This is a genomic window from Exiguobacterium sp. ZWU0009, from assembly GCF_000798935.2.
In the GTDB taxonomy this organism is placed as follows: domain Bacteria; phylum Bacillota; class Bacilli; order Exiguobacteriales; family Exiguobacteriaceae; genus Exiguobacterium_A; species Exiguobacterium_A acetylicum.
The window spans coordinates 2,439,852-2,456,974 of sequence record NZ_CP018057.1; the positions used below are offsets into that span (position 1 = coordinate 2,439,852).

The 17,123-nt window shown below is 46.8% G+C and carries 15 protein-coding genes and 1 riboswitch; of the genes, 2 read left to right on the plus strand and 13 right to left on the minus strand.

Going from position 1 to position 17,123, the window contains the following annotated elements; genetic code table 11:
- Positions 1-8: 8 nt before the first annotated feature.
- Positions 9-1,187: an MDR family MFS transporter gene (locus L985_RS12740; protein ID WP_047393473.1), complete on the minus strand. Its 1,179-nt coding sequence runs from the start codon at positions 1,185-1,187 to the stop codon at positions 9-11.
- Positions 1,188-1,340: 153 nt separating this feature from the next.
- Here L985_RS12740 and L985_RS12745 point away from each other — a divergent pair, with 153 nt between their 5' ends.
- The gene (locus L985_RS12745; RefSeq protein ID WP_256375409.1) at positions 1,341-1,940 is read left to right on the plus strand and encodes a tRNA 5-(aminomethyl)-2-thiouridylate-methyltransferase MnmM; all 600 of its coding nucleotides are present in this window, start codon (positions 1,341-1,343) and stop codon (positions 1,938-1,940) included.
- A 50-nt stretch (positions 1,941-1,990) separates the two neighbouring features.
- On the opposite strand, the gene L985_RS12750 is transcribed toward L985_RS12745, so the two are convergent.
- From L985_RS12750 to metK, 3 genes are all read right to left on the minus strand, one after another.
- Positions 1,991-2,695 (minus strand): alpha/beta fold hydrolase, encoded by a 705-nt coding sequence (locus tag L985_RS12750; RefSeq protein WP_047393471.1) that lies wholly within the window; start codon positions 2,693-2,695, stop codon positions 1,991-1,993.
- A 78-nt stretch (positions 2,696-2,773) separates the two neighbouring features.
- Positions 2,774-3,262 carry a GNAT family N-acetyltransferase gene (locus L985_RS12755; protein ID WP_029342389.1) on the minus strand — a complete coding sequence of 163 codons (489 nt, stop codon included), beginning with the start codon at positions 3,260-3,262 and terminating at the stop codon, positions 2,774-2,776.
- Between the two features lie 138 nt (positions 3,263-3,400).
- On the minus strand, positions 3,401-4,609 hold the full coding sequence (gene metK, locus L985_RS12760) for a methionine adenosyltransferase (RefSeq protein ID WP_023469108.1): 1,209 nt from the start codon (positions 4,607-4,609) through the stop codon (positions 3,401-3,403).
- 128 nt (positions 4,610-4,737) lie between these two features.
- A riboswitch (SAM riboswitch) is annotated at positions 4,738-4,864 on the minus strand.
- Positions 4,865-5,098: 234 nt separating this feature from the next.
- Between metK and pckA the strand changes: the two genes are divergently transcribed.
- Positions 5,099-6,667, plus strand: a complete 1,569-nt coding sequence (pckA, locus tag L985_RS12765; protein WP_197499330.1) for a phosphoenolpyruvate carboxykinase (ATP) — start codon at positions 5,099-5,101, stop codon at positions 6,665-6,667.
- A 124-nt stretch (positions 6,668-6,791) separates the two neighbouring features.
- Here the strand turns inward: pckA and L985_RS12770 are convergent, their stop codons facing one another.
- The 9 genes from L985_RS12770 to L985_RS12810 all read right to left on the minus strand — a co-directional run bounded on the left by L985_RS12770 (position 6,792) and on the right by L985_RS12810 (position 16,964).
- Positions 6,792-8,048 carry an EAL and HDOD domain-containing protein gene (locus tag L985_RS12770; RefSeq protein WP_047393469.1) on the minus strand — a complete coding sequence of 419 codons (1,257 nt, stop codon included), beginning with the start codon at positions 8,046-8,048 and terminating at the stop codon, positions 6,792-6,794.
- A 173-nt stretch (positions 8,049-8,221) separates the two neighbouring features.
- The gene (locus L985_RS12775; RefSeq protein ID WP_051656293.1) at positions 8,222-8,977 is read right to left on the minus strand and encodes an alpha/beta hydrolase family protein; all 756 of its coding nucleotides are present in this window, start codon (positions 8,975-8,977) and stop codon (positions 8,222-8,224) included.
- On the minus strand, positions 8,949-9,422 hold the full coding sequence (ytkD, locus tag L985_RS12780; RefSeq protein ID WP_047393467.1) for an RNA deprotection pyrophosphohydrolase: 474 nt from the start codon (positions 9,420-9,422) through the stop codon (positions 8,949-8,951). Before ytkD ends, L985_RS12775 begins: the two co-directional genes overlap by 29 nt.
- A gap of 172 nt (positions 9,423-9,594) precedes the next feature.
- Complete coding sequence (locus L985_RS12785) at positions 9,595-10,944, minus strand: glucose-6-phosphate isomerase (RefSeq protein ID WP_047393465.1); 1,350 nt, start codon at positions 10,942-10,944, stop codon at positions 9,595-9,597.
- Positions 10,945-11,057: 113 nt separating this feature from the next.
- Positions 11,058-12,224, minus strand: a complete 1,167-nt coding sequence (locus tag L985_RS12790; RefSeq protein WP_029342395.1) for an iron-containing alcohol dehydrogenase — start codon at positions 12,222-12,224, stop codon at positions 11,058-11,060.
- A 136-nt stretch (positions 12,225-12,360) separates the two neighbouring features.
- Positions 12,361-12,753, minus strand: coding sequence for a S1 domain-containing post-transcriptional regulator GSP13 (gene yugI, locus L985_RS12795; protein ID WP_012371159.1), 393 nt, complete (start codon positions 12,751-12,753; stop codon positions 12,361-12,363).
- Between the two features lie 424 nt (positions 12,754-13,177).
- Complete coding sequence (locus L985_RS12800; protein WP_035406099.1) at positions 13,178-14,221, minus strand: ribonucleotide-diphosphate reductase subunit beta; 1,044 nt, start codon at positions 14,219-14,221, stop codon at positions 13,178-13,180.
- On the minus strand, positions 14,190-14,678 hold the full coding sequence (locus L985_RS12805) for a flavodoxin domain-containing protein (RefSeq protein ID WP_023469116.1): 489 nt from the start codon (positions 14,676-14,678) through the stop codon (positions 14,190-14,192). Before L985_RS12805 ends, L985_RS12800 begins: the two co-directional genes overlap by 32 nt.
- 18 nt (positions 14,679-14,696) lie before the next feature.
- Positions 14,697-16,964, minus strand: a complete 2,268-nt coding sequence (locus tag L985_RS12810; protein ID WP_023469117.1) for a ribonucleoside-diphosphate reductase subunit alpha — start codon at positions 16,962-16,964, stop codon at positions 14,697-14,699.
- Positions 16,965-17,123: the final 159 nt, after the last annotated feature.

Consider the following 17,123-nt stretch of genomic DNA (forward strand, 5'->3'; position numbering starts at 1 on the left):
GATGATGCTCATGATGTGATTTTAGGAATGGCACGAAGGAAGACGACGCCCGCTAACAGGATCAATCCAATCAATGTCAAGAAGACCGCTGACATACCAGATAAGTCGTAGATCAACCCTCCAACGGTCGGACTGATCATCCGCCCTGCTGAAGCAGCGATATTGACATACCCTTGGAATTCTCCTTCTTTCCCGATTGGCGCGAGTCTCGCCGCCATAGCAGGAACCGCTGGCCAGATGAACATCTCACCGACCGTCAGGATGATCATCGCGACGAGGAACATCTTGAAGCCACCTGCGAACGGAACGATCAGATAAGACAAGAGGAAGATTCCTGTACCTGTCATCAGTTGTCGCTTTAAGTCATCTCCAAACCAACGAAGAATTGGTGTTAGTAAAGGTTGCGCGAACACGATGAGTGCTCCGTTGATCGTCCAAAGAATCGAGTATTCGGAAATCGTGACACCGAGCGATTTCGTGTGTACAGCAAACGTTCCCTGCCATTGCACATAAACGAACCAAAGTAAGGCATAACCAATCGAGACGAGCAACATCGTCCGTGCCGCACCGCGTGCAAGGGGCGTGCGTGTCGTTTCGGTCTCTTCATGGGCCGCATGCATCCGCGCTGGTGCCTGAATCCAGGACAACCCGACGAACAAAATGATGGCAAAGGCGATATAGAGGACGAGATTGGCGATGAAGATGTACTGAATCGAAAAGGCAGCGATTTGACCACTGACAGCTGTCCCGAGCGCTACACCAACGTTTTGTGCGACATAGATCGCATTAAAGGCACGACGCCCGCCTTCAGGCCAAATGACACCCGTCATCGCGTAGATCGTCGGAAAAACCATCCCACCGACGAATCCAATCAATCCAAGCATCGCGACGTATCCGAGGTATGTCTGATGAAACAGCAACAAGCCGACGGAAGACAGGACAAGTCCGATGACACTGATGACGAGCGTCTTCTTGCCGCCGAGACGGTCAAACGCTTTTCCACCTAAGTAGTTTCCGACGATTGCTAAGGCCGAGTTGACGAACAACGCCATCCCTGCTTTCGTCATCGACTCTCCTAAATATTCATGTATATATAATGTATTAAACGGCCATAAAAAAGAGGATCCCGTCGTATTGATGGCCATCGCAAGGACAAGGATCCAGACCGCTTTTGGTAATTTTGGCATACCTGTGGTCCTCCTATTTCATTCTCAACCTTGCCACTTTACGCAATCCGTCCCTTGTCTGTCAAGCCACTTCGCTTTTCGTCAACGAATCAAAAAATGATATAATGCAGAAAGAATCTTGCACATACTGAACCATTACTAGAAAAACAGACTATAGGAACAGGAGTCTATGCCATGTCACTTGCCCGTGTACTACCTTATACGAAACAATTACTCGAGTCCGTTATCGAGCCCGGAGACTGCGTCGTCGACATGACTGCCGGAAATGGACATGATACGCAGTTTTTAGCAGAATGCGTCGGTCCAGAAGGTCGAGTCCTTGCGTTCGATGTCCAGGCACAAGCCATCGAGGAATCGACGCGACGTCTCGACGAAGCCGGAATGTTAGCACGCGTCGACCTTTATCATGAAAGCCACATCCATGTCGGTGCCCGTCTTTCGGACGAACAACGTCCCGTTCGTGCCGGTGTCTTCAATCTCGGATATCTGCCTGGAAGCGACAAATCGATCACAACGACAGGTGAAGAGACGCTCGAAGCACTCGATGCCCTCCTCCCGGTCCTCGCTCCCGGCGGTCTTGTCGTCCTCGTCGTCTATCACGGTCACCTGGAAGGAAAACGAGAGCGCGACGCCGTCCTCGATTACGTGACAGCCCTTGATCAGCAAGATTACGCCGTTCTTCAGTACCGTTTCTTGAATCAACAAAATCATCCACCGTTCATCATCGCAATCGAGAAAAAAGTACGCGGATGATTGGACACAAAAAAGTGATGCCTTTTTTTAGAGGCATCACTTTTGTTATTTCATTCTTCAACAAGCTTAAAGAACAACATTAATTTTTCTGCAAACCGTGTGTTCAACCGTTCGAAACTAAAATGCGGAAATCCGTGTAGACGTTGTAAGTAAATCTGATCGCCCCCCATTTTCCGGCATACTTCAAGCGTCAACTTGACGTCTGCGAATTGATCGTCCGGTGCATAAAAACAAGCCAAGTTCACACGCGGCAGTTTTTTTCGTTCCTCGTCATGTACGACGATCTCTTCTTCGATTTCCCGGTACTGTGCATAGGTCAGTTCACCGATACGAACAGTATCTTCCGTACTTTGACCAAATGGTAACGTACCGAGTGGCACATCAGGTCGGAAACGATCGAACGCACTTGCGAAGACTTGTTTGACGCCTCCGAGTTGTTTCGAAGGGTGCCAATCAAATAACGGTGAAATGAACGACAGACTGGCGACAGGTAATTCATATTCTTGCAACAGACGATTGACGACAAGTGCGCCCATGCTACAGGCGACGATATGAATCGGTAACTTACGTTTTCCGGCTTCACGTAATGCTTCTTTTAACAGTTGACCATGTTCTTCAAACGAGATGCGACGTGGTGCGTCGACGAGTAACACTTCATACTCTCGTTCGAGTACCCGAATCAAAGCTTCACTCGGACGGGCACGCAGTTGTAACGGATAGACTAATACGATGATTCCTGTTGGTTGTTCAACCACAAACTCACCTCTTCACTTCATACTTCCTTTTCACGATACCTTATTTCAAGCGCAATCGAAACCGTCCCAAGACGGATTTCACGAGGCGACATGGCGAAGACGAATGACTGATTCTGCTTGACCAAAGACTTCTTCCGTCATCTCACTCAGTTCTTCAAAACCAAATGAGGTCAAGAACTGACGTGCTTTATAGTTACGTGCTTCCACGTAGACTTCGAGTGGGACGGCTCCTTGTCGTTCGAGTTCACGGATCAGACGTCGCCCGATACCATTTTGCTGATATTTCGGTAAGACGTACAGACGAACGATCTCCCACGTTCCCTCAACATCAACAGCATGAATGAAACCGACGATTTCCTCGTCGATGATTCCGACATAAAAATACTCTCCCCGTGCTTCTTCCGCCGTCCGGATCGCACGAACGACTTCTTCTTGCGGATACGCCTCCTGCACGAAATGCGCTTTCGAACGTTCGGAATAGATTTCTGCATACGTATCCAACCAAGATGTGACGGCAATGTCATGAATACGTCCTGCATCAGCTGGAATAGCTTCGCGTATTTCCATAATCGGAACCCCCCTTTGTATTCATACGAATCGACTCATGTACTTTTACCCTCTTCTAGAAAAAACATTCGTTTCCTGCAAAGTTCCCCGTAAACAAAAAAAGTCCGAAAACCCGCGTAGGGTTCTCGGACTTTTTGATTATGCGAAACGTTTTGCTTGTTCTTCAAGAACTGCTGCTTTATCTGTTTGCTCCCATGGAAGCTCAACATCTGTACGACCGAAGTGACCGTATGCAGCTGTTTGACGATAGATCGGACGACGGAGATCAAGCATGTTGATGATTCCAGCCGGACGAAGATCGAAGTTTTCAGCAACCAATTCGACGAGTTGCGCTTCAGGAAGTTTTCCTGTACCGAATGTATCAACCGCGATTGATACTGGGTGCGCGACACCGATTGCGTACGCAAGTTGAACTTCTGCTTTGTCTGCAAGACCTGCAGCAACGAGGTTCTTCGCGACGTAACGTGCTGCGTATGCAGCTGAACGGTCGACTTTCGTTGGATCTTTACCTGAGAATGCTCCACCGCCGTGGCGTGCGTATCCACCATACGTATCAACGATGATCTTACGACCAGTCAATCCAGCATCTCCTTGTGGTCCGCCGATAACGAAACGACCAGTTGGGTTGATGAAGAATTTCGTTGCTGCGTCGATGTATTCAGCCGGGATGACCGGTGTGATGACGTGTTCTTTCAAGTCAGCTTGGATTTGCTCAAGCGTGACTTCTTCTGCGTGTTGTGTCGAGATGACGATTGTATCGACACGAACCGGCTCGTTGTTCTCGTTGTATTCGACCGTGACTTGTGTTTTTCCGTCCGGACGAAGGTAGTCGAGTTGACCGTTTTTACGCACTTCTGCCAAACGGCGTGCGAGACGGTGTGAAAGCGAGATTGGAAGTGGCATGAGTTCTGGTGTTTCTTTCGTTGCGTAACCGAACATGAGACCTTGGTCTCCTGCACCGATAGCATCGATTTCTGCATCAGACATGCTACCTTCACGTGCTTCAAGCGCTTGGTCGACACCAAGAGCGATGTCTGCTGATTGCTCATCGATTGATGTCAATACAGCGCACGTGTCCGCGTCGAAACCGTATTTCGCGCGTGTGTAACCAATTTCACGAATTGTCTCACGAACGACTTTTGGAATGTCGACGTAAGTGGATGTCGTGATCTCACCTGCAACGAGAACAAGACCTGTCGTGACAGAAGTTTCTGCCGCAACACGTGCGTTTGGATCCGCTGCGAGGATTGCATCAAGAATTGAATCCGAAATTTGGTCACAGATTTTATCTGGATGACCTTCAGTGACTGACTCCGACGTGAAAAGTCGGCGATTAAGGTTTGTCATGTATGACCCTCCCAAAAAAGAATTTGACGGTGTACTCATTTCCCCTAGTTGAGTGGGACGGTAAAATGAAAAAAACCTTTCCAAGTCCAAAAAATGGTCAGGGAAAGGTTGTGCGTTCTTCCTTTACCCTCTTATCGTTCGAAGTGTTTACTTCGCTTCAGGAGAGCACCTTTTCCCTCATTAATATGTGAATTAATGTAGGACGGTTGCCGGGTTTCTTCGGGCCTTGTTCCCTCCACCTGCTCAGAATAAGAGTATCCGTTACGAATTACATGATATAAAGTTGTAACTACTCTGTCAAGCAAGGTTTCAAATTCTAGTCGAAACTTTTTGAAAGAGATGTTAAACTGTTAATGCTGAAAGCGTTTCCAGATAAATAGAAATCAGCACCAGAAAATGATTGCTCTCTCTTTAGTATGTCATATATAATAAATGTGTCATACTAAATACGATGAGCCAAAACCAACGTAGGGGAAAGGTGGGGTCAGGATGCCGATGACGGTCCTGAATATCGAAGAACTACTCAAGAAAGAGCATGTGTTCAAACAACTATCTGTTGCTGAACTTGTCGAACATGCGATTCGAAACGAAGAAGGTGTCCTTGCTGAGAACGGCGCATTATCTGTAGAAACGGGGAAATTTACAGGTCGTTCACCAAAAGATAAGTTCATCGTCCGTGATTCTTCCTGCGAGTCTCACATTGATTGGGGTCACGTTAACCAACCAATGGATGGAGACAAATTTGAACAATTGTTGCAGAAGGTTCTTCGTTACATGAACGAAGCCGATCATCTCTACTACACAGAAGCTGCAGCAGGTGCAGATACGCACTTCACCCTTCCGGTCCGTGTGCTCACACAATACGCTTGGCATAATCTCTTTGCCAAACAACTCTTTTTACGCGAATATCCTGAAGTGGCTGCCTTTGAACCGTTCACGGTCGTCTACGCACCACATTTCAAGGCAGATCCTACCGTTGACGGAACGAACTCTGAGACGTTCATCGCCATGTCGTTCGAACACCGAATCGTCTTGATTGGTGGAACGGAGTATGCGGGCGAAATCAAAAAATCAATCTTTTCCGTCATGAACTACCTCTTGCCACAAGAAAACGTTCTTTCAATGCACTGTTCGGCAAACGTCGGACACGAAGGTGACGTTGCCTTGTTCTTCGGTCTATCTGGGACTGGTAAGACCACCCTTTCCGCTGATGATAGCCGCCAATTGATTGGTGACGACGAACATGGTTGGTCACACGATGGTGTCTTCAACATCGAAGGAGGATGTTATGCGAAGACGGTTAACCTGTCACGTGAAAAAGAACCACAGATTTTTGACGCAATCCGCTTCGGAACGGTTCTTGAAAACGTCGTTCTTGATGAAACACGTCACCCTGATTACGATGACACATCGTTGACGGAAAATACGCGTGCTGCTTATCCGATTACAGCAATTGATAACATCGCTGTTCCATCACGCGCTGGTCACCCGAAGACGATCGTCTTCTTGACGGCTGATGCGTACGGTGTCTTGCCTCCGATCAGCAAGTTGACGAAAGAACAAGCGATGTATCACTTCCTATCAGGTTATACATCAAAACTCGCTGGAACAGAGCGTGGTGTAACGGAGCCGGAAGCAACGTTCTCAACGTGCTTCGGTTCACCATTCCTTCCACTCATGCCTGAAAAGTATGCGACGATGCTCGGCGAATTGATTGATCGTCATGGTGTCACCGTTTATCTCGTCAACACCGGCTGGACGGGTGGTGCTTACGGTACGGGTAGCCGCATGAAGCTATCCTACACCCGGACGATGGTCAATGCTGCCGTCAACGGTACACTTGCAACGATTCCAACAGAAGAACATCCGATTTTCGGACTTCATATGCCACTTGAAGTTCCAGGTGTTCCAAGCGAGTTACTCAATCCGGTACGCGTCTGGTCGAATCCGGACGAATACGACACACAAGCGCGTTCGCTTGCTGAGAAATTCCAACACAATTTCCTTCGCTTCGAAAGTGCGACAGATGCAATCAAGTCAGCTGGTCCACGTCTATAAAAAAAGAGCCCTCGGGCTCTTTTTTTAAGCTTAGAAATCGGTAAATCTCTTAAGAAATTAATTCATGATTAACAAAAAAAGAAGTGCACGTTTTTCTCAATCAAGAAAAACATGCACTTCACTTTTAGTCTAAAACAGAATCCGTTTTTTCTTGAAGATGTGTTTCTTTTTGGTTGAGCCACTCCTGACTTTCTGCTAGTAGCGCATAGGAACGAGTAAGCGAGACACCTAAACGTTGACTGAGCAGTTCGAACTGATCAAAATCACCGCGATCTGCACTGATTGCAAGCACTAAACAATCCCGAAACGGATGATCTTTTCCTTGTAGAACGACCTTTAGAGAATCTTCAATTGGCAGTTGGTCGATGATGTCGTCGATATCCACAGACAATAACGCATCAATATGTGATAACAGACCGATCATATAAGCACTCTCCGGCTTTAACGTACGCGTCTCTTTCGCAAACAACTCGCAAAGTTTTGCACAATGTAAGGAAGACCGGAGTAACTCATTTGACCATTCGTAAGGACTAGCAAGCTTCATCTCGCGTAAGACAATTAACGAAATCCAGCTTTTGAGTTGCGAGAAGCCTAGCAATGAGATGGCTTGACGAACAGAGCTGACCGTATTTCGTAATCCCATGCCCGGAGAATTGATCAGTTGCAGTACTTGAATGCTGATATACGGATTTGCTTCAATCTCATCAATGACTTCATCGTATTTTTCGTCCGTATCGAGCCATTTTAGCATCTTCAGCAATACCGGCAATTGAGGAGGGACAGCTTTTCCCTTCATCAACATTGGCTTAGCGTAAAAATAGCCTTGAAACCAGTCATATCCCATGGCAAGACAACGTGTATGATCCTCGTGTGTCTCGACTCGTTCGGCAAGCATCTTAATATGGGGATAATTACGCCGGACAATATGCAAGATTGCACTTTGCTCACGAGTGGGAATCGCTTCGATGTCGATTTTAATTAAATCAATTAGTGCAAATAATTCTGTTCCATGTTGACGAAGTAAATCCGTTTCAAAATCATCGAGTGCTAGCGTAAAACCTGCTTCTTTCCAACTGTGCAACACAGATAACATCTCTGTATCGATGTCGACAGTTTCTAAAATTTCGATAACGAACCGACTTGGATCTAAATAGTGAATCAGATCACTTTTTAAGAGATCCGCCGTAAAGTTGACGAAAAGTTTTTTACCTTCAGCGACATGCTCCACACCCATATGAACAAGTGTATTCGTTAATACATCCATTGTCGCTAAGTCACCGTCGAATACATTCATTTGTTTGACGGAACGATACAGCAACTCAAATGCATCAACTGCTCCGATTCGGTCAACGATGGGTTGACGTGCTAATAAGATATCCATCGTCCTCCATCCCCCTCTACATTACTCATATGGTTCTAATTATATCAAAATTTATTTTTTAGGAAGTTTATTGTTTTTTACAACGAATCAATATTCTTTTTTTCCCATTATGTATGTAAGTTCAATTCTTTAGATGACAAAAAACCGATACGACATTCGTCGTACCGGTTACATCATCGATTATAGATACCAGTCTCAAACCAATTCAATACATTCCACGTCACACGTAACTTTTCGTGAATCGGAAATTGATGCGCGTAGGCGTAAGTCTGAAGCATCGTCTTTTCGGAATGACGCGCAGCATAAGCCGTCGCGTGGCGTAAACGAACGTTTTCATCATACGCACCGTGAATCAATAACACTTCACCTTGAGGTGCGACATGAAGCGGAGAGCGAACCGCGTATGCATCAGGAACCGTGTCGGGTGTACCTCCCGTGTAGCGACGAAGCATCTTTTGCATCGTCTTCTGCTCTTCATAGGTCCATTTCAACTCGGTCACCCCTGCCCACGACACCGTTCGGGCAACTGGACGATGATGCGCAAGGAGCAATGCCATCTGCCCACCACGTGAAAATCCGAATGCGTGAACATGCGAGACACGTTGCTGCAACCAGTCAAAGGCACTGCAGGCGTCTTCGATATCGTGATGACCGAAGTCTTCTTTTCCCGTACCGCCTAAATTCCCCCGATAGAAAGGTGCCATGACAAAAAAGCCAGCCTGTGCGAACGCGAGCAGTCGTGTCGGTCGGACCATTCCGATCGAACGCGTTCCACCACGCAAATAGAGAATTCCCTGACCATTTGCGACTTGCGGGAGTACGATATAGGCACCGACCCGTTCCCCATCCCCTGTGGTATAGAACATCCGAAACGTACGAAACGGACCTTGACGCGGAAGTTCAAACCAATCGGCGTTCGCTAAGTACACGGAGCGTCTCCGGAAGGACACGGTCCTTCATCATGAAGCTGTATTGTCGATTCGTATCGAGACGATCAGGGAGTTCCTCGAATAGAAAAGCACCATCTGTTTCATCCACGGCAAGATGAGACGACAATGATCCGATTTGCGCGAAATAGATGTTTTTGATGATCGTATCACCTTTTCCGGCAACACGATACTGTCCGACATATGAGAGAGAATCGATTTTCCCACCCGTCTCTTCCATCACTTCACGACGTGCGGCTTCTTCTGCTGTCTCACCTGGTTCAACCTTTCCGCCGGGAAATTCGTACCCACGCTGCTTATGATGGGTCAGCAACCATTTTCCTTCGTACACGGCAATGACCCACACGTGCAAGGGACGATCCGAGAACGGATGGTCATCAAAACTTAATTCCACTTGATTTTGATAATAATCCAAGAATGTAATCACGTACGTGCACCTCATTTCTTCTTCTAACTTCACTTTACCTGTTTCACGGGTATTCTAAAAGTGAAAACGCTAGGATTACCTGTAAATCTGGAAAATGATCTCCTACTATCATCCGGTAAACGCAAAAAAACAGCCGATGTTCCACAAGGGAACGATCGACTGTCGTTTCACATTACTTCAAACGTGCTTCGAGTTCTGCTTTTTCTGCTTCGAATCCTGGTTTCCCAAGAAGCGCGAACATGTTTTTCTTGTACGCTTCGACGCCTGGCTGATCAAATGGGTTCACTCCGAGGAGGTAACCACTCATCGCACAAGCTTTTTCGAAGAAGTAGAACAGGAATCCGAGGTGATACGGTGTCATCTCTGGAAGTTCGACCGTCAAGTTCGGTACTTGTCCATCCGTGTGCGCAAGCAACGTACCTTCTGCCGCCTTATCGTTGACGAATTGAATCGACTTGCCTGCAAGGAAGTTCAATCCATCGAGATCCTGAGCATCTTCTTCAACCGTCAACGCATGACGCGCTTGACCGACTTTGATGACTGTCTCGAACAGGTCACGACGACCTTCTTGGACATATTGTCCCATCGAGTGGAGATCCGTCGAGAAGTCGACTGCTGCTGGGAAGATCCCTTTGAAGTCTTTTCCTTCTGACTCGCCGTACAATTGTTTCCACCACTCCGATACATAATGAAGTGCTGGTTCGTAGTTGACGAGAAGCTCGATCGTCTTCCCTTTCGCATAAAGCGCATTTCGGACGACCGCGTATTGATACGCTTCGTTGTCAGCTAGGTTTTCGCTCGCATAGCGCTCTTGCGCGTCACGGGCACCTTGCATCAACTCTTCGATTGAAATACCAGCTGCTGCGATTGGTAATAGACCAACCGGTGTCAAAACAGAGAAACGGCCGCCGACATCATCCGGAATGACGAAAGTTTCGTATCCTTCAGAGTCTGCGAGTGTTTTTAATGCACCGCGTGCTTTATCCGTCGTTGCATAAATCCGGTGTTTCGCTTCTGCTTTACCGTATTTTTCTTCCATGAACGATTTCAAGAGACGGAACGAAATTGCTGGTTCTGTCGTTGTACCCGATTTTGAGATGATGTTGACCGATACATCTTTTCCTTCGAGGACTTCGAATAAATCGTGCAGATACGTCGATGAGATATTATGACCTGCATAGATGATTTGTGGTGCTTTGCGATCTTCTTTTGATAACAAGTTATGGAATGAGTGTCCGAGCATCTCAATTGCAGCACGCGCACCGAGATACGAACCGCCGATTCCGACGACTAACAACACATCAGAATCCGACTTGATTTTTTCTGCAGACGCTTGGATGCGTGCAAACTCCGCTTGATCGTAGTTCGTCGGAAGATCTACCCATCCTAAGAAATCACTTCCTGCGCCTGTTCCTTCATGAATCGCATGGTGAAGCGTCTTTACCGTCTCCGCCATATGATCTACTTCATGTTGACCTACAAATTGTAGGGCCTTCGAATAATCAAAACGTACTGTTGACATGCCATCGTCCTCCTTATTCATTCGCAACGAAATGCGACCTTCCTTTTCATTAAAACGCAAGAAGGAAGGTCGTTCAAGTCTTTTGTGAAATGAGTAGCAAATGTTACAGATTGTTATAGGGCAGCTGTCACGATTTGACGAACATCTTCGTTTCCAAGTGATTTGAAGTTTCCGAAGTCGCCGCGTGTCATCGCTGACTTGACGATTGAATCAACTGTATCTTCTTTGATGTCGTAATCAGCAAGTCGGTTTGGTGCACCGAGTGATGTCCAGAAAGCGCTGATCGCGTCAATTGTCGCGTGTGCTGCTTCCATCTCTGATTTACCTTCCGTATCAACGTTAAAGACGTTCTCACCGAGTGTCACGAAGCGATGTGCATTTGATTCGTCAAGCACGTGGCGCATCCAGTTCGGGAAGAGGATTGCGAGTCCACCTGCGTGCGGGATATCGTGAACAGCTGAGACAGCGTGCTCGATGTTGTGTGATGCCCAGTCGCCGCGTGCTCCCATTTGAAGAACACCGTTAAGTGCCATCGTACCAGCGAAGAGAATCGTGCCACGAAGTTCAACGTTCTCGAGATCGTTGACGAGTTTTGGTGCTGCTTCGACGACTGCTTTCATGACACCTTCTGTCATCCGTTCTTGGACCGGTGCATGCGCAGGGTGGAAGTATTGCTCGAGGCAGTGGCTCATCATATCGACGATACCGTAGATCGTTTGATCTTTTGGCACACTGACTGTGTACTTCGGATCAAGAATTGAGAAAGTCGGGAACGTAAGCGGGCTGCCCCAACCGTATTTCTCTTGTGTCTTCCAGTTCGTGATGACCGATCCTGAGTTCATCTCAGAACCTGTTGCTGCAAGCGTCAAGACTGTTCCGAATGGGATGACTGTTTCTGGTGTTGCTTTACCGATGACGAGATCCCACGCTTCGCCTTCATAAGGAATACCAGCAGCAATCAATTTCGTGCAGTCGATGACAGAACCGCCACCGAGTGCAAGCAATGCGTCAACGCCTGCTTCCCGTGCGATTTTGATACCGCGCTCTGCTGTCTCGATACGCGGGTTCGGTTCGACACCGTCGCATTCGACGTACTCGATTCCTGCCGCGTTGAGTTCACGTGTAACATCATCATAAACGCCGTTACGTTTGATACTACCGCCACCAAAGACGAGCATGACTTTCTTTGCACCGAGTGCTTCGAGTTGTGGTTTCAGTTGGCTGACTTGACCGTCACCAAAAATAAGTCTTGTTGGATTGCGATATTCAAAGTTTTCCATCTGTGTTGCCTCCTCAATAAGTAATGAACACCTTACATTATCCACACATTCCCCTTTCGCATCTAATTTAATGCTTATTCTATGTAAAAACCGCATAAAAAAAGAGAACCGACCGATGTCGATTCTCTCATGTGGCTTATTTTTGGAAGTTTGATTTTTCAATCCATTCTTCCAATTTACCTTTAAGAACGTTGAATCCAGGTGCTTCTTCTTGTTTGAAAGCAGGACCTGCATCGCGACGTCCAGCGTTTTTGCGTGGACCTTTCGCGCGTGCTTCACGTTTTGGAGCTTCCTGAGTTGCTTTGATCGAAAGCTTCATTTTTTTGTTAGCTTCGTCGATGTCGAGAACTTTAACAGTTACTTCATCGCCAACTTTTACGTAATCGTTGATGTCTTTTACGTAATCGTGTGAGATTTCTGAGATGTGGACGAGACCTTGTGTTTGCTCGTCAAGTGCTACGAAAGCACCGAAGTTTTGAATACCAGTTACTTTACCAGTAACGACTTGGTCTTTTTCAAAGTTTGCCATAATGTATACACTCCCTAACTAAATTCATCAACTTATAATAACACACTTTTCTTGTATCGTAAAAAATATTTTTGGAATTTGTTTATTTTTTATTTCACGAGGGAACATTTTAGTAGCAAGACTTCAAGTATTCCCCCTGATTCTGCCGAACTTTCCGAGTTCGGCCCTTTTTTTGTTCTTTTACTCAATTGACCTAAAAAACAGATACCGAAAAGTGATGTGAGCGACTTTCACAACGCTCTAATAAAAACGGACAGTCTCGGTCTGCTCGTTTTCCGCGGATAAGCCCTCATGCCGCTTCAGATGCGTCGCATCTTCCAGGGTCATGATGACTTGTTTTTCCGCAGGAGTCGAGCAGAACCTCACCTGTCCTAGCGTAAAGGAAATATAGAGTAGAAGCAATCATCAATTATCTATTTATTACTTATAGATCGTCGAATCCATTCGCATCCGTTACTTTCGCATACGAACGTGATTTTTGTTCGAAGAAGTCCGATTTCGTCGCGTTCATCGAATCATCTGAATACGCACGAATCCATGGCATGACGTCTTCGTCGTGCCCTTCATAGAGATCCGACAAACCGATGACGCGAAGGCGTTTGTTCGCGAGATATTTAACGTAATCACGCATCTCACTGACGTCAAGTCCGTCTAGATCACGTAAGACGTATTCGCTCCACTCGATTTCAAGATCAACGGCACGCTTGAACGTATCATAGACGAATTGTGTGAATGAGCCATCGGCATCAATTTCCGGATGCTCTGACAAGACAGCACGTAACAATTGGCTGATGAAGTACGAGTGTTGTAATTCATCCCGTTGAATATAGCTGATCATCGTCGATGTTCCGACCATTTTTTGGTGACGCGCTAAGTTATAGAAGAAGGCAAAGCCTGAATAGAAGTTGATTCCTTCAAGAACGATCGAAGCAACAAGCGATTTCGCGAAGTTTTCTGGAGTCCGGTCATTTTGGAAATCTTCGTATAAATCAAGAATGAATGCATTACGCTTCATGACCATGTCATCGTCTTTCGCGATATCGAAAATCCGGTTTTGTTCAGCCAATGGAACTAAGCTGGATAAGACGTAGCTGTACGACTGATTATGAACGACTTCCTGTTGAGCGATGATGGCGAGAATCGCATGAACAGATGAATCCGATGTGAACATTGCCGATTCCAAGATATAACGTGTCTGAACCGAGTCAAGGATCGAGAGTAGCCCGATGATTCGTTTGAAGGCATCCTGTTCCCGTTCGCTCAATTGATTCCATTGTTGCATGTCTTTTGACATCGAAATCTCATCTGGAATCCAGAAGTTCGATAACAATTGTTTGTAGATCGAATAAAACTGTGGATACGCAATGTCGTTCCAGTTGACGATGGCACTCGTTTCGCCACCGATGATCGCTGTCGCGCGATTCGGATGGCGTGCATCAAGCAGTTTGATTTTTTGTAGCTGTTCCATGTGCTTCGACTCCTTCTTGCTGTAATTGAAGAATGGTCCGTTTCGTCCATTCCTTGACGAGATGCGGGCGATTGCGTGGTGACTGTTCGATTTTCAACAGTTCTCCAGCAAGCGGTACCCCGAATTTTGAGAGATGATATGCCATCTCATCAACGGCGCGACAATATTTGACGAACATCTTGTCCCCTGTTCCAAAAACAGCTGCCTGCGGAATCGCATGCGAACTCTCCTTCAGAACGGTTCTAAGACAGTCGCGCATATCGTCGGGCAGTTGCCCATCTCCCCACGTATACGAACCAAAATAGACGATATCATAAGGCATTAACTGATACGTCGTCACTTCGTCCGCAAACAACATCGTCGGCTCGATTCCCATCTCAGAACACGTCTTCGCGACGAGTTCTGCCACCTCCTCTGTGTTTCCACTCAATGACGCATATACGATTGCTGCCTTCATGATATCGTCCTCCTTATCTTATGATGAACACGATTCACATTCGTCGATCTCAACCGTTGTCGAACGCGTGTAGTAGATCGTCTTCATCCCGAGTTGCCACGCTTCCATGTGCATCTCGAGTAACTCTTTCGCCTTGACGTTGTTTTTCACATACAGATTGAAACTGATCGCTTGGTCGATGTGACGCTGACGTGAAGCATTTTGACGAATGCTCCATAACTGATCAATCTCAAACGCTGATTTATAGAACCAGTTCGTTTCCGGTGTTAAATCCGGAACAGTGACTGGGATCTTATAGTTTTTCTTCTCTTCCGAGTAGACTTTTTTGTAGATTGGATCAATCGATGCCGTACTACCCGCAATGATCGCCGTCGATGAGTTCGGTGCGACCGCCATCAAGTATGCGTTACGCATTCCGTACGCCGTGATGTCAGCTTGGAGACGATCCCAATCAAGTTCATCCGTCGTTTTGTAGTGGCGACGTTTGATGTACTCTCCTGTTTGCCATTCTGAACCTTCGAAGAGACGGTATGCGCCCTTCTCTTTCGCAAGTTGCATCGACGCATCGATCGTCAAGTAAGCGATCTTCTCGTAGAGACGGTCTGCGTATTGTACCGCTTCGACCGATTCCCAACGGATGCCTTCGAGTGCGAGCAGATGGTGCCAACCGAACGTGCCAAGACCAACGGCACGGTATTTTTGATTCGTCAATTGTGCTTGCGGAACATCGATCGTATTCAAGTCGATGACGTTATCAAGCATCCGCATTTGAATCGGAATTAATCGCTCTAGGACGTCAGAACGAACTGCACGTGCAAGTGCGATCGATGACAAGTTACAGACGACGAAGTCCCCTGGTGTCTTCGTGACGATGATTTTACCGTCTTCCGTGTATTCTTCTGTCACGGTCGTCGGGCTCATGTTCTGCATGATTTCTGAGCAAAGGTTAGACGAGTAGATCATCCCTGCATGTTTATTCGGATTCGCACGGTTAACGGCGTCACGGAAGAACATGTATGGCGTCCCTGTCTCGAGCTGCGAACGCATGTAGCGTTTGACGAGATCGATCGCCGGGACTGTTTTTTTGCTGAGGCGTGGTTCGTTTACACACGCTTCGTATCGTTCCGTGAAGCTGCCACCTTGCTCCGTCTCATCGAAGTAATCTTCGAGGCTGAAGCCCATGACCGTCCGAATTTCATGTGGGTCAAACAAATGCCAGTCTTCTCGTGCTTCGACGGCACGCATGAAACGGTCCGGTAAGTTAACACCTGTGAATAAGTCATGTGTCCGAAGTCGCTCATCCCCATTGTTGAGCTTCGCGTCCAGGAACTCGAGAATGTCTTTATGCCAGATGTCGAGATACACAGCGATTGATCCTTGACGCATACCGAGCTGGTCGACGCTGACTGCCGTGTTGTTCAACTGTTTCATCCACGGGATGACACCGCTTGAGACACCTTTGAATCCTTTGATGTCTGATCCGCGTGAGCGAATCTTACCCATGTAGACGCCGATTCCGCCGCCACCTTTAGAAAGTGTCGCCACGTCCGTGTTCGAGTCGTAGATGCCACGTAGCGAATCATCGACTGTATCGATGAAACATGAAGAAAGTTGACCGTAAGACTTACCAGCGTTCGAAAGCGTCGGAGTCGCAACTGTCATGTAGAGGTTCGACAATGCCCAGTAAGATTCTTTGACGAGTTCTAAACGACGTTCCTTCGGTTCGTTCTGCATCAGTGTCATCGCGATGACCATGAACCGTTCTTGTGGTAGCTCGTACAGGTTTTTGACGTGATCGCGTGCGAGGTACCGGTCTGCCAGAGTTCGAAGACCAATGTATGTGAACAAGTGGTCGCGGGATGGATCGATCGTTGCCGACAGTTCGTTGATGTCTTCCTTCGAATACGCATCTAGTAAATGTTTCGTGAAGATGCCGATTTCTGTCAGTTTTTCAATCAGCGTATACAGCGAACCATACCGTTCTTCTGCTGCATATCCGCGATTTTCACCTGCTTCAAGGTATAACCGATTTAAGTAAGTCGCTGTCGCTACGAATGTCCAGTTCGGCTCTTCTGCCTTCAACATATCGAGTGCGTGCATCGTTAACAGTTCATAGACTTGATCGGCTTGTAAGGATTTTCCTTCAAGCGCTCGGATGGCACGTTCAGTATAGCGGTCGATATCAAGCTCCGGATACGTTTCCGTTGCTTGTCTAATCACGACATATACGTCTTCTATTGTCATTGCACCTTTAAAGATGCGTGCTGTATTCAGTGGAGATGCCACTATGAACCACTCCTTCTGTTCGTAAAAATAAGTCGCCAGACGACATCACAGTTTTTAAAATTCATAAATAAATTTTTTTGAAATACAAAACAATTTATTTATGTGGATTATAAATTTAAGTACGACTACAAAGAGAACCCGTCATGACCGGATATATAG